The sequence below is a fragment of the Streptomyces sp. NPDC058683 genome (assembly GCF_042716195.1).
Taxonomy (GTDB): domain Bacteria; phylum Actinomycetota; class Actinomycetes; order Streptomycetales; family Streptomycetaceae; genus Streptomyces.
The window spans coordinates 98,149-114,708 of the sequence record NZ_JBHXSK010000003.1 but is presented as its reverse complement, the minus strand read 5'-3'; the positions used below and the strand labels follow the sequence as shown (position 1 = coordinate 114,708).

Sequence of the window (16,560 nt, the reverse complement as noted above, 5' to 3'; positions counted from 1 at the left end):
TCAGGCGACGGGGGTGTGCAGGCTGGCGGGCGGCTCGGGGTAGCAGCGGGGGTCGTCCCAGAGGAGCTGGACGTCCCGCGCCCAGTGGCCCTCGGGGTCGAGGGCCGCCGCCTCCTCCCGCAAGTGCCATATGCGGAGCGGGAGTTCGGTCGGCGGGACGCCGGCGACATACGGGCTCAGGGCGTCGAGGAAGGCGCTGCCCGGGCACGGTCCCGCGTGGTCGGTGCTCGCGCAGCCGGTGCGCGGCCACAGCAGCACCGGGACCGGCATGTTCACGCTGGCCTCGAAGTGCTCCGGGGCCGCGGCCGGCGGGGCGCCGAAACCGGCCAGGGCGGCGTCCTCGTCCCGCAGGCGCTTGCGCAGGCCGAGGGGGTGCTCGGTGCTGCCGCAGTCCACCCGGTGCAGGACCGTCCTGCCCGGACTCCCCTCCAGGGTCCGCCACTTGCCGGCCAGCTGGTGGCGCAGCCGCGCGCTGCGGTGCCGGGAGCGGTCGGTCACCACCAGCGGGTGCGCCAAGCCGAGCGGGGTGGAGTCCTCGGGGCCGCACTCCCAGTGCGCGACCGGCTCGTTCAGCCACTCGCGGGGCAGCACGAAGGTGAGCAACGCCTCGGCGTCCTGGGCGAGATGACCGAAGGCGTCGTCGACGCGCTGCTGGACGTAGGCCCGCACGTCGCCGCGCGGCAGCCGCTCCACGGCCACCGGCCGGCGCTGCCCCTCCCGGTATGCCGACACCCGCACCGTGACCTGCTCCTGGCCCTCGCCGCTGCGCTCCAGCTCGACCACGATGGGCGCCCAGCCGGCCGTCCGCGCAACCGCCGGCGGCCGTGGCTCCAGCAGCGCCCGCAGCCGGTCGGCGAACTTCTCCACCGCCTCCGGGTCGTCCACCTGCCACTGCACGTACGCGGCCGCCTCCCGCAGCGAGGCGAACCCGTCCGCGGGCGGATCCGGCGCGAAGGGGCCCGCCGCGTCCCGGTAGAGCTGGTCGGGACGGCAGTCCAGGCCGGCCTCCTCGGCCCGCCGCACCAGGGTGTGCAGCCGCCGGGTCGCGGCCGGGTTGTCGGCCTCGGGCGCCGGGACCAGCGCGCCCAGGTCGTACCAGTAGCGGGCCATGACCTCGGTGGGCAGCATCCGCCCGATCCGGACGCCCGCCTCGTCGGAGGCCTGCGCGACCATCCCGACCACCCGGTCGTCCGGCAGTGCCAGGGCCGCCCCGCTGAACCCGCCCGCCAGCGGCTGCCCGTGCGCCGAGGCGGCCTCCAGCTGCAGCCACTCGTCGGCGATCAGCGTCCGGGACACGGCACGGTAGCGGGCCTGCACCCCTTCGTCGAAGCCCGCCGGGAAGCCGTACGCCACCAGGTGCGCCCCGTCCTGCTCCGCCCCCGGCGGCGCGAACCGGGCCGGCCGTAACGGCACTTCACGGTCCAGTTCGAGTACGGCGAGGTCGCCCGGGTCGGTCCAGCCGCCCGCCCAGCCGCCGTGCACGGCCACGGTCGCGGTCAGCCCGCCCAGGTCCCGGCGGTTCGGGAAACTCACCGTCAGCGGCGCCCACTCCCGCTCCTGGACGACATGCGCGCAGGTCAGCACCGTGCGGGGGGCGACGAGGAAGCCTGCTCCGGACACCGCGCCCCCGCACTCGATCCGGGCGTGCCAGGCAGCGCGGCTCATGTCGCGTCGGCAGCCCCGGAGGCCCAGCTCAGCCGTACCACCAACTGCCCCTCGGCCGCGCCCTTGGCGATCACGGCACCCGCCTCCGCGGTCAGTTTCACCCCGAACTCCAGCTCCACCGAGTCGGGCCGCAGCGCGCCGTCGCGGAAGACCCGCAGCGCGGACTGGGCCGCCGCCCGCACCCCGTCCAGGGCGCCCTCGAAGGAACGGGCCGCCTGGGCCGCCGGGCCCGTACCGCCGTCGCGGGACACCGGGCGGCTGCCGGGAACGCCCTCGGCCGACTCCACGAGCACGACAGCACCGTCCTCGGTCTTGAACTCCATCATCCTCGCCATGGTGCCCGTGGCTCCCCCGTGTCCTCGACCCCGTAACCGGTCCATTGTGGCCGAAGGCGACGCCCCTTGTCCCGGCGCCGTGGCGGAAACCCGCCCGGGCGCCTTCCCGCCAGCACCTCTCAACACCCGTGCAACACCGGCGCCGTGACACTCTTCCCAGCACTCGACGCACCTGATCGCATCCTTCGAGAAGAGGCGTGGATGAGAAGACGACGAACCATCGGGCGTGGGGCGCCCCTCCTGTCCGCGGGCCTCGTGATCGGCCTGCTCCCGACGACAGCGGCGACAGCGGCGGCGACGACGGCGACGGCAGCGACGACTATGGCGACCGCGGCCGCCGTCGGCTCGCCCACGGGCACCGCCACGGTCACCCTGGTCACCGGCGACAAGGTCACCGTCACCGACGTGGGGCAGGGCAAGAAGACGGTCACCGTCCAGCGCCCGCCCGGCGCCACCGGTGCCGTCCGCACCCAGGTGGCCGACGGTGACATCACCGTCGTACCCGACGAAGCCCTGCCCTATCTGCGCCGGGGCACCCTGGACCGGCGGCTGTTCGACGTCAGCGGGCTGATCCGGCAGGGGCTCGCCGACGCCGGGAGCGACGCCCTGCCGCTGATCGTGACCTATGCGGGCAAGGCCGTCCCGCTGAGCGGCGCCGAGCGGACCCGGGCGCTGCCCAGTCTGCGCGGGGCCGCCGTCGACGCAGGCCGGGGGCGCGCCTTCTGGCGGACCTTCACGGCACGCAAGAGCCTCGGCAAGGTCTGGCTCGACGGCCGGGTCAGGGCCACCATGGCCGACAGCAACGCGCAGATCGGCACGGCCGCCGCCTGGGACGCCGGATACACGGGGAAGGGCGTCACCGTCGCCGTCCTCGACACCGGCGCCGACCTCACCCACCCCGACCTGGCAGGCCGGGTCGACGCCACCCAGAGCTTCATCGACGGCGAGGACGTCGCCGACCGCAACGGCCACGGCACCCACACCACCTCCACCGTCGGCGGCAGCGGAGCCGCCTCCGACGGCAAGGAGCGGGGCGTCGCGCCCGGGGCCACGCTGGCCGTCGGCAAGGTGCTCAGCGACCAGGGGTCGGGCAGCGAGTCCCAGATCATCGCGGGCATGGAGTGGGCCGCCCGGGACGTGCACGCCAGGGTGATCTCCATGAGCCTCGGCTCGACCGAGCCCAGCGACGGCACCGATCCGATGGCCCAGGCGCTGAACACCCTGTCCGCCGAGACCGGTGCCCTGTTCGTCGTCGCCGCCGGCAACACCGGGGCCCCCTCCTCGATCGGCTCGCCCGGTGCCGCCGACGCGGCCCTCACCGTGGGCGCGGTGGACGCGGACGACCAGGCGGCCTACTTCACCAGCGCGGGCCCCCGGTACGGCGACAACGCCCTGAAGCCCGATCTCTCCGCCCCGGGCGTCGACATCCTCGCCGCCCGCTCCCGGCTCACCTCCGGCAGCGGCTACTACACCTCCATGAGCGGTACGTCGATGGCGACCCCGCACATCGCGGGGGCGGCCGCGCTGCTCGCCGAGGAGCACCCCGACTGGATGGGCGCCCAGCTCAAGGACGCCCTGATGTCCACGTCGGAGCGGCTCGACGCCTCCGCCTACGTGCTGGGCGCGGGGCGGGTCGACGTGCCCGACGCGATCGGCGCGCGGATCACCGCCACCGGCAGCGCCGACCTCGGCTTCCACAGCTGGCCCTACGACGCGGACAAGCCGGTGACGAGGACACTGACCTACACCAACACATCCGACGAGGACGTCGAGTTGAGCCTGACGGCTGAGGGCGCCCCCGACGGTGTCGTCACCCTCGCCGACGCCACCCTCACGGTTCCGGCGCACGGCACCGCCGCCACCACCGTGACCGGGGACGGCGCCGGCGCGGCGGTCGGGACCACCAGCGGGCAGATCGTGGCTGCCCTCGCCGGAACCGGGACCCCCGTCGCGCACACCGTCTTCGGGCTGGTCAAGGAGGAGGAGCGGTACACCCTCACCGTCCACGTCGAGGACCGGGCCGGCGCCGCCACCGCCGCCGACCTCGTCGTACAGCGCCTGGCCGAGGGGGCCGACGCCGAGCCCGCCCGTGTCGGCGACTCCGGCACCCTCAGGCTCCGCCTCCGGCCCGGCACCTACAGCCTCACTTCCTTCCTCGACGTACACGGCAGCCACGGCGCCGACTCCCTCGGCCTCGGCTTCCTCGCGGCCCCCGAGATCACCCTCGACCGGGACCGCGAAGTCACCCTGGACGGAAAGAAGTTGCGGGAGATCAAGGCCGTCACCGAGCGCCGTACCGAGACCGATCAGCTCCTCATGGAGTACGACCGGAACGCGAACGGCACCGACCTGTTCGGCGCGGTCCAGGTGCCGCTCACCTACGACAGCGTCTTCGCCGCGCCGACCGCGAAGGTCACCCGGGGCACCTTCGAGTACCGGACCGTGTGGCGGCTCGCGAAGCCGCTGCTGGCGGTGGAGGGGATCAAAGAGGCGACCGTGCAGTCCGGCGGGACGCTCGTCGAGGGGCGCACCCGGCTGCCGCTCGTCGACGTCGGAGACGGCCCGTTCACCGGTGTGGCGGGGAAGGCGGTCCTCGCCCGTCTCACCGACGGCGCCGATCCGTCCGCCCTCGCCGGGGCCGCGCAGGACGCGGGCGCCAGGGCGCTGTTCGTGACCGATGACGCGCCCGGCCGGCTGATGGCCTGGTGGGGCACCGACGACGACGCCGACCGGCCGCTCCAGATCGCCACGGTCGACGCCGCCGACGCGGCCCGGCTGCGGGCGGCCGGCCGGGTGGACATGACCGGCACCCGCAACTCGCCCTATGTGTACGACCTTTCGAAGGGTTACCGGGGTGCGGTACCGGACCGGAACCTGACCTACGCGCCCACCCACCGCCGGCTCGCCGCCGTGCACGTGAGGTTCCACGCCGCGCGGCCGGCCGGCGGCGGCGAGTTCCGTTACTCGATCACCGACGCCTTCCCGGTCGGCCTCGGTTTCCAGCAGCGGGTCGACTTCCCGGCCGAGCGCACCGACTACGTCTCCACCGGCCCCGGCCGGCGCTGGCACGAGTCGGTGACCGCCGGCGACGGCGCGCTGGAGGAGCGCAGCGGACTGGTGACGTACACCGGCGGATCACGGCCGGCGCTGGACTGGTTCCGCCCGGTGTGGCATCCCTGGCTGGGCACCGGGCTCGGCTGGGGCCAGCAACGCGCCGGGAACCAGCTGCAGTTCAACACCCCGGGCTGGGGCGACTCCGGGCCCGACCACACCGGCTTCGGCGACGTGTGGAGCGAGGACAGCGGGATGACCCAGCAGACCTCGGTCTACCGGGACGGCACCCTGGTCGACCGGCGCACCGGCTCCGGGGCGTACGCGTGGGACGCGCCGGCCGACGAGCACCTCTACAAGGTGGTCACCGACACCGCCCTGGACGCCGGCAGGTGGCCGCTCGCCACCCGGGGTCACGCCGAGTGGACCTTCCGGTCGGCGGCCACCCCGGAGGACCACTGGACCTACCTCCCGCTGATCAACCTCGCCTTCGACGTCGACACCGGCCTCGCGGGGGACGTCAGGGGCGGTCACCGGGTCCCGGTCGGGATCGGCGCCTCGTACGTGGCCGGGGCGAGCGGGACCGGGACGCTGGGGGCCGGTCGCCTGGAGGTGTCGTACGACGACGGTGCCTCCTGGCGGAACGTCCCCCTCGGCCGCACCGGGCGCGGTGTGCTCGCGGTGCCGCGCGACGCCGCGTACGTCTCGCTGCGCGCCTCGGCGAGCGACGACCGGGGCGGCTCGGTCACCCAGGAGATCGTCCGGGCGGTGGGGGTGCGGTGACTCAGGGCCGGGGGTGACCGGCGATGCCGCGGATCACCCCCAGCTCCACCAGGTCCTGCGGCCGGATCCGCAGCTGGCCGGCGGTGGCCTCGACCTCCTCCGGGGGCCGCTTGAGGATCGCCGCGGCCGGCTCCGGGGCGATGACCGAGAAGTAACTGTCGGGCGTGGCCCAGGTGTTGCCGGGTGCGGCCAGCGCCAGCGCGCCGCCCGAGCCGCCCTCGCCGATGACCAGGGTGGTGATCGGCGTACGGGCCGAAGCCACCGCGCCGAACAGCTCCGCGATCGCCGCGCCCACGCCCTGCCGTTCCGCCTCGGCGTCGTTGGCGGCGCCCGGGGTGTCGACGAGGGTCAGCACGGGGATCCCGAGCCGGTCGGCGAGCCGTATCAGGCGGGTCGCGGTCCGGTATCCGGCGGGCCGGGTCGCCGTGCCGGTCTGCGCGGCGAAGGCGACGGTACGGCCGTCCCGCTCGCCGAACCCGCACAGCATCCCGCCCGGATCCGCGCCGCCGCACCGGTCGCCGACGAGGGCGGCCCGGCGGTCCCCGAACCAGGCGTCCAAGTAGGTCTGGGCACGCGGCCGCCGCGGAGACCGGGCCCGCTGGACGGCCTGCCATCCGGTGCCGGGCAGGCCGGTGTCACCCAGGGCGTCCGGCGGGTCGGCGGGGGCCGTGGCCGGGTTCGTGAGCAGCCGCAGCCACAGCCCGAGCGCCGCCTTCAGCTCGTCCAGCGGCACCACGGCGTCCGCCGACCCCGCCGCGAGCTGCGCGTACGCGGTGTACGCCGCCGGGTCCGCGTCCGGCGGGCGGACCCGGGAGCCCGCGAAGCCCACCTGCGCCCCGGGCAGCGCCAGGATCACATCGGCACCGGCGCCCAGGGTGGCCCAGCCGCCGCCGGTCGTCGGATCGCGCAGGACCGCGATCTGCGGCAGCCCGGCCTCCCGGGTGAGCGCCGACTGCCGTGCCACCCGCTGGAGTTGGGACAGCGCGAGCATGCCCTCCTGCATCCGGCTGCCGCCGGTGGCGACCAGCGGGACGACCGGGAGCCGGTGCCCGCGGGCATGCGCGTACGCTGCCTCCAGCCGGTCCCCGGTCCGCTCGCCCAGCGAGCCGCCGAGGAACCCGAACTCGAACACGATCAGCACGGCCGCCGTGCCCTCGACGCGCGCGGTGCCGACGACGACGGACTCCTCCTCGCCGGTGCGCTCGGCGGCACGGGCGCGCGAGGCGTCGTACCCCTGCCAGCCGAGGGGCCCGTCGGGCCGGGACTCCCGTGCCGGGTGCGGGAGTTCGGCGAAGGTGCCGGGGTCGGCGACGAGGCCGAGGAACTGCCGGGCGGAGAGCCGGAGCGGCCGGTTCTCAGACACCCAGGGACCGCTTCATGATCTTCCCCATGTCGTTGCGGGGCAGCGCGTCCAGGTAGCGGACGACACGCGGGCGCTTGTGCGGGGCGAGCCGGCCGGCGACGTGGTCCGCCAACTCCCGTTCCCCGGGCGGGGACTGCGGATCCGCCGGGACGATCCAGGCGACGATCCGCTCGCCCAGGTCAGCGTCCGGCTCCCCGGTGACGGCGGCCTCCCGCACCCCCGGATACTCCAGGAGCGCGTTCTCGATCTCACCGGCCCCGATCTTGTAACCGCCGCTCTTGATCAGGTCGGTGGCCTTCCGGCCGACGATCCGCACATAGCCGTCCGGCTCGCGTACGGCCATGTCGCCGGTGCGGAACCAGCCGTCGGCGGTGAAGGCGGCGGCGGTGGCGTCGGGCCGGTTGAGGTACTCGGTGAACAGGTTCGCGCCGCGCACCTGGATCTCCCCGACGGTCTCCCCGTCGAACGCGGCGAGCGCCGTCCCGTCCTCCTCCACCAGCCGCAGCTCCACACCCGGCAGCGGCACCCCGACGGTCCCCGCCCGGGCCTCCCCGTCCGCGCGCACACTCGTGTTCATCAGGGTCTCCGTCATGCCGTACCGCTCGATGACCCGCCGTCCGGTCGCGGCCGCGATCCGCTCGTGGTCGTGGACGGGCAGCGCGGCCGACCCGGAGACCAGCAGCCGGGCCCGGCCGAGGGCCTTCGCCAGCGCGGGGTCGGCGGGCAGCGCCTCGGCGATGCGGTGGTACATGGTGGGGACGCCGAACAGCATGGTCGCGCCGTCGGTCAGCTCGCGGGTCACGCCGTCGGTGTCGAACCGCCCGAGGTGCCGCACGCTGCCGCCGCGCCGCAGCGGTCCGAGGATCCCCAGCACCAGCCCGTGCACATGGAACAGCGGCAGCCCGTGCACCAGCACGTCGTCCCCGGTCCACTGCCAGGCGTCGGCGAGCGCGTCCAGGGTGGCGGCGAGCGCCCGGCGCGGGATGACGGCGCCCTTGGGCGGCCCTGTGGTGCCGGAGGTGTAGACGACGAGGGCGGGGTCGGCCTCGGTGGTGCGGTCCTCGGGGACCGGTCCGGCGGCCCGCACGTCGACGTCGATACGCGGCAGGCCGGCGACGGCTGCCGGGAGTTCGGCCCCCGGGGCGGCCAGCACCGTGGTCGGCGCGCTGTCGGTGAGGATGTGCGCGAGTTCCTTCTCGCCCGACCTGGGGTTGAGCGGTACGGCGGCTTTGCCGGCCAGCAGGGTGCCGACGACGGCGACGGCCGTCTCCAGTTCCGGGGTCGCCCACACGGCGACCCGGCCGGCGTCCCGGACGCGGCCGGCGAGGGCGCCCGCGGCGGCGGCGAGCTGCCCGTAGGTCAGCGACCGGGCGCCGAACCGCAGGGCGACCCTCCTCCGGACTTCGTCCGGGGGGAGCCCCGTCTCGCTGTGCTCGCCCGGACCGTCCACCAGGGCCGGAAACAGAAGGGACACGCGACGACTCCTCACCGGTCGGAACCTCGACAGCCCCTTCCTACACCAGCCACCGCCCTCCGGGCCCGCCCCACCCGCACTCCGGCCACCGGCCTTGATCACAGCCGGCGTGCACCGAGGGTGGCGACGACCCTGCTCAGGTCCGGGGCCGGGCCGGGAGAGCTCTGCCTCGCGCGCTAGCCGACCGGGACGGGCGGGCCGGTCGGAGACGTCACGTCGGCGACGACCGCGCTCACGTTGTCAGGACCGCCCACCGAGTTCGCCTCGTCGACCAGCCCCCGCACCACGTCCCCCACCTCGCGCCCGCCGCCCATCAACTCCCGGATCCGTTCGTCGGGGACCACCCTGGTCAGTCCGTCCGAGCACAGCAGGTACCGGTCGCCGCCCCGGGCCTCGTGCAGCTTCAGATCCGGCGTGGCCGGCTCACCTCCCGACAGCGCCCTGGCCAGCAGCATCCGCTGCGGATGGCTGTCGGCCTCCGCCGGGGTCAGCCGCCCCTCGTCGATCAGCGACTGCACCACACTGTGGTCGTGCGTGATCCGGAACAGCTCCCCGTCCCGCAGCAGATACGCCCGCGAGTCCCCGATGTGCACCAGGGCCAGCCGGGACCCGGTCCACAGCAGCGCGGTGAGTGTCGTACCGGCATCCGCGCTGTCCTGCGCCACGCCCCGCACGGCCTCGTCCGCCGAGCGCACCGCGTCCTCCAGGAGGTTCAGCACGTTCCCGGCCGGAAGCTCCGCGTCCTCCAGGAACTTCAGCGCCTGCACGGCGGCGGCGCTGGCCCGTGCCCCGCCCGCCCCGCATCCGTCGGCGACGGCCAGCAGCCGGCGCCCCGCGTACACGGTGTCCTGGTTGGCCGGCCGGACCAGCCCCCGGTCCGAGTGGGCGGCATAACGCAACTCCAGCATCGTGGTCGTTTCCCTTCTCGACTCTCCGGACAGGTGGTCGACGAGGAACGCGGCCAGGTCCCGTCGTACGGCGGTCTCCGCCTCGGCCCGGGCCCAGTACGCCCGGATCTCCTGAGCGGCCCGGCCGGCAGGCAACCCGCACACCTCGCGGATCCGCGCCAACGGCATCCCCAGCCGCCGCAGCCAGGCCACCAGCCGGGCGCGTTCGAGCTGCTCGACGGCGTAGTACCGGTAGCCGGTGTCCGGGTCGACCCGGGCGGGCCGCAGCAGATCCAGCTCGTCGTACAGCCGCAGTGCCTTCGGCGACAGCCGGCAGGCCTTCGCGAACGCGCCGATGGTCAGCCACTTCATGCCGTACCCCGTGTTCCTCGACGTCTGCCACCGATGCTGGGGCTTCACCGAAGGTGAAGGTCAACAGAGCGGCCGGTTGCGGTACGGCAGGCGGAAGTGGTTAGCCTGCGACGGGCCGGAACACCGGTCGTCACCAGGACAAGGGAGTGCTCGCTGTGCCCCGAATAGCCCTCGCCACCTACGATCCCGGCGCGGAGCCGAGCAAGGACCAGGATCTGCCGGTGCTGGTGCGTGCGCTGGCCGCCGCGGGGGCGGACGCCGTCGCCCGTGCCTGGGACGACCCCGATGTGGAGTGGGGCGCCTTCGATCTGGTCGTCATCCGCTCCACCTGGGACTACAGCTGGCGCACGGAGGAGTTCCTGCCGTGGGTGGAGCGGGTGGGGAAGGCGACCCGGATCGCGAATCCGCCCGCGGTGGTCCGCTGGAACAGCGACAAGCGGTATCTCGGTGATCTCGCGGCGGCCGGTGTGCCCGTCGTGCCGACCCGGTATCTCGCCCCGGGCGACCCGGCCGAGCTGCCGTCCGACCACGACTTCGTCGTCAAGCCCACCTTCGGCGCCGGTGCCCGGTTCGCCGCTCGCTACACGCCCGGCGAGCACGGGACGGCCGTACGGCACCTCGCCCGGATGCACGGTGAGGGGCTGACCGCGATGGTCCAGCCGTACGTCGCCGGGATCGACGTCAGCGGCGAGCGGGCGCTGCAGTTCTTCGGCGGGCGGCTGCTGCACGCCAGCCGCAAGCGGGCCGTCCTCACCCCGGGCACGGCGTACGACGCGGACAAGGTCGCCCACCCGGACCTGGCGCGGTGGGACCCGACCCCGGCCGAACTCGCGGTCGCGCGGCGCGCGTTGGCCGCCGTACCGGAGGCGCCCGAGCTGTTGTGCGCCCGGGTGGACCTGGTCGACGGGGCGGACGGGCAGCCGCGGGTGATGGAGCTGGAGCTGGTCGAGCCGAACCTCTTCCTGTTCCTGCACCCCGGGTCGGTGGACGCGGTGGCGGAGGCGATCCTCAGCGCGGCTCGTCGATGACCGCGGTGCGCTGGAGCAGGCCCCAGGTGAACTCCGCGACCACCTGACGGCCGTCCGGGACCTTGAAGGTGAGGCCCCAGCGGGTCGGGGCCGTGCCCTCCAGGGGGCGGGCGGGGGCGAAGGCGCGGGCGGCCTCGTCGACCGTGCAGGACCAGGGGGCGAGGTCGTCGAGGGTCTCCAGCTTCGGGGCGGGGGCGCCGGGGGCGCGGACCAGCCATTCGTTCCAGACCGCGCCCCCGGGGCCGGCCAGGACCTCGAAGCGGAGGGTGGGCCACAGGGGGAGCGGCCACTGCCAGGCCGTGCACTCCAGGTCGCCGACGGTGCGTTTGGTCTCGGAGTCGGGCGGGCCGAGGACCGAGCGGTAGCGGGCGGCCGCCGAGCGGGACCGGGGCGAGCGGGCCATCGCCTGCCAACGCTTGTTGGCCTCGCGCATGTCCGCCATCGACGCGCCCAGTTCACGCCGGGCGTCCTCGACCAGGTCCGGGTTGTGGTCGGCCATACGGCGCAGCAGCACCAGCTGGAAGTCCAGTTGCATGGCACCCATGGTGCATGGGCGGTGCGCAAGGGGTGCATGCGGCGGTGTCCGGCTGGTTCCCGGCCATTGCCCGGGCAATCCTCGGTGGCTAGCCTGTGTTCGTCATGCCGATCGCCTGTTGATATCTCGAACGTTTCCGTTAGCTTTGACGATATCCGGCGCTTAGACCCAAGGGAGGGGGCCGGACGTGGGACGCCTTGTGCCTGCCGTGACCCGGGCTCTCGACATTCTTGAGCTCTTCCTCGACGGGGACGGGACTCTCTCCGCCCCCGACATAGTGCGCAGACTCCAGCTGCCGCGCACCACCGTGCACGAGCTGGTGACCACGCTCTCCGCCCGGTCGTACATCGTGCCCGTACCCGGACAGCCCGGACGATACCGGCTCGGCGTCCGTCCGTACCAGCTCGGCAGCCGGTACGCCGAGCAGCTCGACCTCGCCGCCGAGGGCCAGCAGGTCGCCCGGTCCGTCGCCGAGACCTGTGACGAGACCGTCCATGTGGCGATCCTCGAAGGCACCGACGTCATCTACATCGCCAAGGTCGACTCCACGCACGCGGTCCGCATGGTCTCCGCCGCCGGCCGCCGCCTCCCCGCCCACTGCACCTCGGTCGGCAAGATGCTGCTGGCCTCGCTGTCGGAGCAGGAGCTGTCCGCGCGCATCCCGGACGACGCCGACCTCGTCGCGATGACCCCGAACAGCATCACCGACCCGGACGCGCTGCGCGAGGCCCTCACCGGGATCCGGGAGCGTGGCATCGCCGTGGAGAGCCGGGAGTCCAATCCGGACGTCTCCTGCGTCGCCGCGCCGGTCCGCGACCGCACCGGCCAGGTCGTCGCGGCGATGTCCATCTCCGTCCCGATGATCCGCTGGAGCGACGAGCGCCGCATCGAGCTGGAGCAGCTCGCCGCCAAGGGCGCCGCCGAACTCTCCGAGCGCCTCGGCCACAGGAGCGTGGCATGACGACGGCACACACGGCGTACGAGGTCGCGGTGGCGGCCCAGGCGACGCTCGGCGAGGGCCCGACGTGGGACCCGGCGACCGGCCGCCTCATCTGGATCGACGTCCTGGGCGCGCGGATCCACACGTACGATCCGGTCACCGGCCGCCGTACGATCCGCACCGCCGAGCAGCACATCGGCGCGGTCAAGCCGCGCGCGAACGGCGGCCTGGTCCTCAACCTCCGCGACGGCGTCGGACTCCTCGACCCCGACGACACGTTCCGCTGGCTGCACCGCGAGCCGGTCCCCGGCCGCCGCGCCAACGACGCGGCGGTGGCGCCGGACGGCTCCCTGTGGGCGGGCACGATGCGCTACGACGAGACGGTGGGCGGCGGCACGCTGTCCCGGGTGACCGGTGACGGCTCGGTCACGACCCTGCTGCCCGATGTCACCGTCAGCAACGGGACGGGCTGGAGCCCGGACGGCAGCCGCGTGTACTACGTCGACACGCCGACCCGCCGGGTGGACGTCTTCGACTACGACGGCGAACTCCCCGCCAACCGGCGCCCGTTGGTGACCATCGAGGAGGGTGCCGGGTTCCCCGACGGGCTGACGGTCGACGCGGACGGCTGTGTGTGGGTGGCGCTGTGGGGCGGGGGAGCGGTGCGCCGCTACACGCCTGACGGCGAGCTGGACCGGGTGATCAGCCTGCCGGCGTCGCTCACGACGGCCTGTGCGTTCGGGGGTGCCGACCTGACCGACCTGTACGTCACGACGGCACGGGTGGGACTGGACCGGCCGCATCCGACGGCGGGTTCCCTGCTGGTGGTGCCCGGCGCGGGGAAGGGTGTGGAGCAACCGCCGTTCGCCGGCTGACTACTGCAAGCCGGCCCTCTTCAACTCCTCCGCGGTCAGCGGCGGTCCGGTCAGCGAAGGCTTCAACGGCCCCGCCAGCGCCGCCAGCAGGACGGACGGCGTCAGCAGCACCTCCGCCCGCCGCTCCAGCGAGGTCACGTCCGTCACCCGGCGGGCGATGCGCCCGTTCCCCGTGGCCGTGTACATGAGTCGGGACACGTACGCGGCCACGACCCGGTCCCGGGTCGTCGGACCGTTCTCCGTCGCCCCCGGATAGAACACGTCCTGTCCGACGGCGAGGTCCCAGGCCGCCCCGACCGGCCGGGCGACCGCCTTCTGCACGCGACGGGCCAGGCCGGGCGCGCCGAAGCCGTGACGCCGCGTCAGCTCCCGTAGCAGCAGTGCGCTCTGCGCGCCCACGGCCAGTCCGTGGCCGTAGACGGGGTTGTACGCGGCCAGGGCATCGCCGAGGACCGTGAAGTTGTCGGGCCAGGCCGGCATCCGTTCGTAGAAGTACCGGCGGTTGACGGTGGCGCGGGTGAAGGCGACGTCGGACAGCGGCTCGGCCCGCGCGAGCAGGTCGCCGATGAGCGGGTGCCGCAGCCGCTCGCGGGCGAACGGGATGAAGTCGTCGGCGGAGGAGGTCGGTTCGCCCCCGCGGGTGCCGTTGAGGGTGACGATCCAGCGGCCGTTCTCGATGGGCAGCAGGAAGCCCGCCCGGCCGGGACCGCCGTCCCGGGGGTCCGGCTGGACGTTGACCACCGGGAAGCCGCCGCGGGCCTGCTCGGGTGCGAGGTAGAGCCGGCTGGCGTAGGCGACACCGGTGTCGACCTCGCGGCGCTCCGGCGCGGGCAGCCCGAGAGCCGCGAGCCAGCGGGGGGCTCCGGAGCCCCGGCCGGTGGCGTCGACGACCAGGTCCGCCTCGACGGTCCGCTCCCGCCCGTCGCGGTCCCGTACCCGGACCCCGGTGACCGCTTCCGCGCCGCCCGTGAGCCCGAGCACCTCCGTGCCCCCGGCCACCTCGACGTGCCCGTCCGCCAGGACCCGCGCCCGGACCGTCGCGTCCAGCAGGTCCCGCCCGGCCAGGAGCACGTGGTGGGACTCGGGCCAGCGCCGGAACCAGCCGTGCGCCGAGAGGACGACCATGTCCGTGGTGACCGGGGCCCGGCGCGCCCCGGCGTCCAGGAGTGCCGCGCCGATGCCCGGCAGCAGTTCCTCCATCGCCCGTACGCCGCCCGACCAGAGCATGTGGGGGTGCCGGGCCTGCGGAAGTCCCTTGCGGGGCCCGGGCGTCTCGGGCAACTCGTCGCGTTCCACGACGACGACCCGGTCGGCGAGGCCGGCCAGGGCCCGGGCCGCGAGCATGCCGGTGTGGGATCCCCCCAGGACGACGGCGGTTCTGGCGGGGGAGGGACGTTCACTCATGCGTGGACATGCTCTCTGCCGGGACGGTCGCGCGGGTGCGTACCGCCGTGATCTCGTCGGGGTGGCGCAGGACCTCGGAAATGGCCTGGATCTCCTGGAGCAGATACGAGGTGTCGGTCTCGCCCGTGCCGCCGTCGTCCGGGGCGTGCCGTCCGCTCTCGACGGCCTCCAGGATCGTCACGGCGGCGGCGAGGGACTGTGCCCGGCCGGGTTCGTGGCCGAGGGCGAGAGCGGTGTCGTAGGCCCGGCCGCGCAGGTTCTCGTCGAGGAACCGGGACAGCTGCAGGAGCGTGTCGCGGATGTATGTTTCGCGGCGGATCAGGCGCATCTCGGCGGTGGCGCGCAGGTCGAGCGGTTCGCGGCCGCCCGCGACGGTCCGCATCAGCCGGGCGAGCGGCTTCAGCCCGCGGTGCTGGCGGCGCACCAGCCAGAGGTCGTGGAAGTACTGGCCGGCGTGCGGGACGATGAAGCCGATCGCGACGAACGTGGCGGCGATGCAGGCGGCCGACGGTGCGACGTTGGCGTTCAGCCAGTCCAGGTCGTGGCCGGTCCAGCGGGCCACCACGGCCGTCAGCTTGGCCGCGCTGAAGAGCAGGTTCGTCGCGTAGCCGATGCCCAGGAACCTGAGCCCCCAGCGCAGCCAGGCGTCGAGGCCCTCGGTGCGGATCCAGTTCCACACGAGCCGGGTCGTGATCGTGCAGGCCACGGTGTGCGCGAGGAGGTAGAGCAGGATCTCCTCGCGCATGAACGGCGTACTCGCGTAGTAGGTGTCCAGGTTCCGGACCTGTTCCACGGGCACGTCGGCGAGCGCGAACAGCACCCACAGGGCGACGACCACGGCCGCGTAGACGCAGACCACCCGGCGGGTCGCGCGCCGTGTCTGCTCCCGGCGGTCGGTGTGGCCGTTGCGCCAGTGCACGACCAGCAGCAGCCAGGACGCGGACAGCGCGGTGATCAGGGAGTACACCAGGGGTGCCGCGATGTTCGGTACGCCGGTGACCCGGTTCGTCCAGGCGATGGTGCCCGGAGCGGCGAAGGCGAACACCGCGCAGGCGAACAGCAGCAGGCCGCCGACGGCACGCAGCAGCGGGTCCCGCCACAGTTTGAGGATGCTGGGCAGCTTGATCACCAGGGCCGCGGTCAGCACGAGGCCCGGCAGCCAGAAGGAGATGTACAGCCCGGCGAAGAACGCGGCCGGGCTCTCGGCCAGTCGGGAGGACGTCACCGCGCGCCGCCGTCACGCCTGCGGTAGCCGAGGGACCGCTGGACCGGATCGGGCGGAGCCTCGCCGCCCCGTCCGGGCAGGAAGGACCGGAGCGCGGCCGCGAGCCGGTGCCCGAAGTCGTCGGCCTCGGCCTCGTCGGCCTCCCGGGAGCCGTTGCGGGCGGCCACGGTCAGGGCGACGGAGTCCCAGCCCGGCCGCCCGGCGAGGGCGTTCGCCGCGGCCGCGTGATGATGCGTGTGACGCGCGTGCATGTGCCACAACTCATGGCCCAGGATGACCAGTTGCTGTACGGCCTCGGCCCGCTCCTCGACGATCACCAGGTCGAAGTCCCGGAACTCCACCCACAGTCCGGTGACCTCGATCTCGTCGGGGATCCGTTCGAAACGCAGCTCGACCGGCCGGCCCTCGCGTCTGAGACTCATCTCCGCGCACAGCGCCCGGCACAACTCCCGTACGTCGGCGGGTGTCTGTGGTCTGGCGCGGACGGCGGCGGTGAGATCGGCGGCGAGCCGGCGCATCTGCGCGGTCGGCCGGGAGCGCCGTGCCGCCGTGTTCGGCCGGGGGTGCCGCAGCCTGGCGTCGATCCGGGCCCACCGGTGCCGCGCGCCGGCCAAGTCCATCGC

13 protein-coding genes are annotated in these 16,560 nt (G+C 74.2%); 4 read left to right on the top strand and 9 right to left on the bottom strand.

Features of this window, described 5'->3' with window-relative positions; genetic code table 11:
* Positions 1–1,665 (bottom strand): trypsin-like peptidase domain-containing protein, encoded by a 1,665-nt coding sequence (locus tag ACFWXC_RS04335; RefSeq protein WP_384472817.1) that lies wholly within the window; start codon positions 1,663–1,665, stop codon positions 1–3.
* Positions 1,662–2,000: a CU044_2847 family protein gene (locus ACFWXC_RS04330; protein WP_351691914.1), complete on the bottom strand. Its 339-nt coding sequence runs from the start codon at positions 1,998–2,000 to the stop codon at positions 1,662–1,664. Before ACFWXC_RS04330 ends, ACFWXC_RS04335 begins: the two co-directional genes overlap by 4 nt.
* Positions 2,001–2,201: 201 nt before the next feature.
* On the opposite strand from ACFWXC_RS04330, the gene ACFWXC_RS04325 reads away from it, so the two are divergent.
* Complete coding sequence (locus ACFWXC_RS04325; protein ID WP_384472814.1) at positions 2,202–5,834, top strand: S8 family serine peptidase; 3,633 nt, start codon at positions 2,202–2,204, stop codon at positions 5,832–5,834.
* A gap of 1 nt (position 5,835) precedes the next feature.
* Here the strand turns inward: ACFWXC_RS04325 and ACFWXC_RS04320 are convergent, their stop codons facing one another.
* The 3 genes from ACFWXC_RS04320 to ACFWXC_RS04310 form a co-directional block, all read right to left on the bottom strand.
* A complete protein-coding gene (locus tag ACFWXC_RS04320) occupies positions 5,836–7,197 on the bottom strand; it encodes a carboxyl transferase domain-containing protein (RefSeq protein WP_384472811.1) in 1,362 nt (453 codons plus the stop codon).
* The gene (locus ACFWXC_RS04315) at positions 7,190–8,671 is read right to left on the bottom strand and encodes an acyl-CoA synthetase (protein WP_384472808.1); all 1,482 of its coding nucleotides are present in this window, start codon (positions 8,669–8,671) and stop codon (positions 7,190–7,192) included. Before ACFWXC_RS04315 ends, ACFWXC_RS04320 begins: the two co-directional genes overlap by 8 nt.
* A gap of 176 nt (positions 8,672–8,847) precedes the next feature.
* Entirely contained in the window at positions 8,848–9,930 is a 1,083-nt protein-coding gene (locus ACFWXC_RS04310; RefSeq protein WP_384472805.1) for a MerR family transcriptional regulator, read from the bottom strand.
* Between the two features lie 155 nt (positions 9,931–10,085).
* Here ACFWXC_RS04310 and ACFWXC_RS04305 point away from each other — a divergent pair, with 155 nt between their 5' ends.
* Positions 10,086–10,958 (top strand): RimK family alpha-L-glutamate ligase, encoded by an 873-nt coding sequence (locus tag ACFWXC_RS04305; RefSeq protein WP_384472802.1) that lies wholly within the window; start codon positions 10,086–10,088, stop codon positions 10,956–10,958.
* Here ACFWXC_RS04305 and ACFWXC_RS04300 read toward each other — a convergent pair.
* Entirely contained in the window at positions 10,939–11,502 is a 564-nt protein-coding gene (locus tag ACFWXC_RS04300; protein ID WP_384472800.1) for a hypothetical protein, read from the bottom strand. The two genes, ACFWXC_RS04305 and ACFWXC_RS04300, sit on opposite strands and share 20 nt — an antisense overlap.
* 178 nt (positions 11,503–11,680) lie before the next feature.
* Here ACFWXC_RS04300 and ACFWXC_RS04295 point away from each other — a divergent pair, with 178 nt between their 5' ends.
* Both ACFWXC_RS04295 and ACFWXC_RS04290 read left to right on the top strand, forming a co-directional pair.
* A complete protein-coding gene (locus ACFWXC_RS04295) occupies positions 11,681–12,454 on the top strand; it encodes an IclR family transcriptional regulator (protein WP_384472797.1) in 774 nt (257 codons plus the stop codon).
* Positions 12,451–13,308, top strand: coding sequence for an SMP-30/gluconolactonase/LRE family protein (locus tag ACFWXC_RS04290; RefSeq protein WP_384472794.1), 858 nt, complete (start codon positions 12,451–12,453; stop codon positions 13,306–13,308). The genes ACFWXC_RS04295 and ACFWXC_RS04290 overlap by 4 nt, the downstream gene beginning before the upstream one ends.
* Here the strand turns inward: ACFWXC_RS04290 and ACFWXC_RS04285 are convergent, their stop codons facing one another.
* From ACFWXC_RS04285 to ACFWXC_RS04275, 3 genes are read right to left on the bottom strand one after another with little or no spacing between them, the layout of a single operon-like run.
* On the bottom strand, positions 13,309–14,712 hold the full coding sequence (locus ACFWXC_RS04285; protein ID WP_384472791.1) for an NAD(P)/FAD-dependent oxidoreductase: 1,404 nt from the start codon (positions 14,710–14,712) through the stop codon (positions 13,309–13,311). It lies immediately after the preceding gene.
* Positions 14,705–15,937: an MAB_1171c family putative transporter gene (locus tag ACFWXC_RS04280; protein ID WP_384472788.1), complete on the bottom strand. Its 1,233-nt coding sequence runs from the start codon at positions 15,935–15,937 to the stop codon at positions 14,705–14,707. The genes ACFWXC_RS04285 and ACFWXC_RS04280 overlap by 8 nt, the downstream gene beginning before the upstream one ends.
* Positions 15,934–16,557 (bottom strand): toxin-antitoxin system, toxin component family protein, encoded by a 624-nt coding sequence (locus ACFWXC_RS04275; RefSeq protein ID WP_384472785.1) that lies wholly within the window; start codon positions 16,555–16,557, stop codon positions 15,934–15,936. The genes ACFWXC_RS04280 and ACFWXC_RS04275 overlap by 4 nt, the downstream gene beginning before the upstream one ends.
* Between the last annotated feature and the right edge of the window lie 3 nt (positions 16,558–16,560).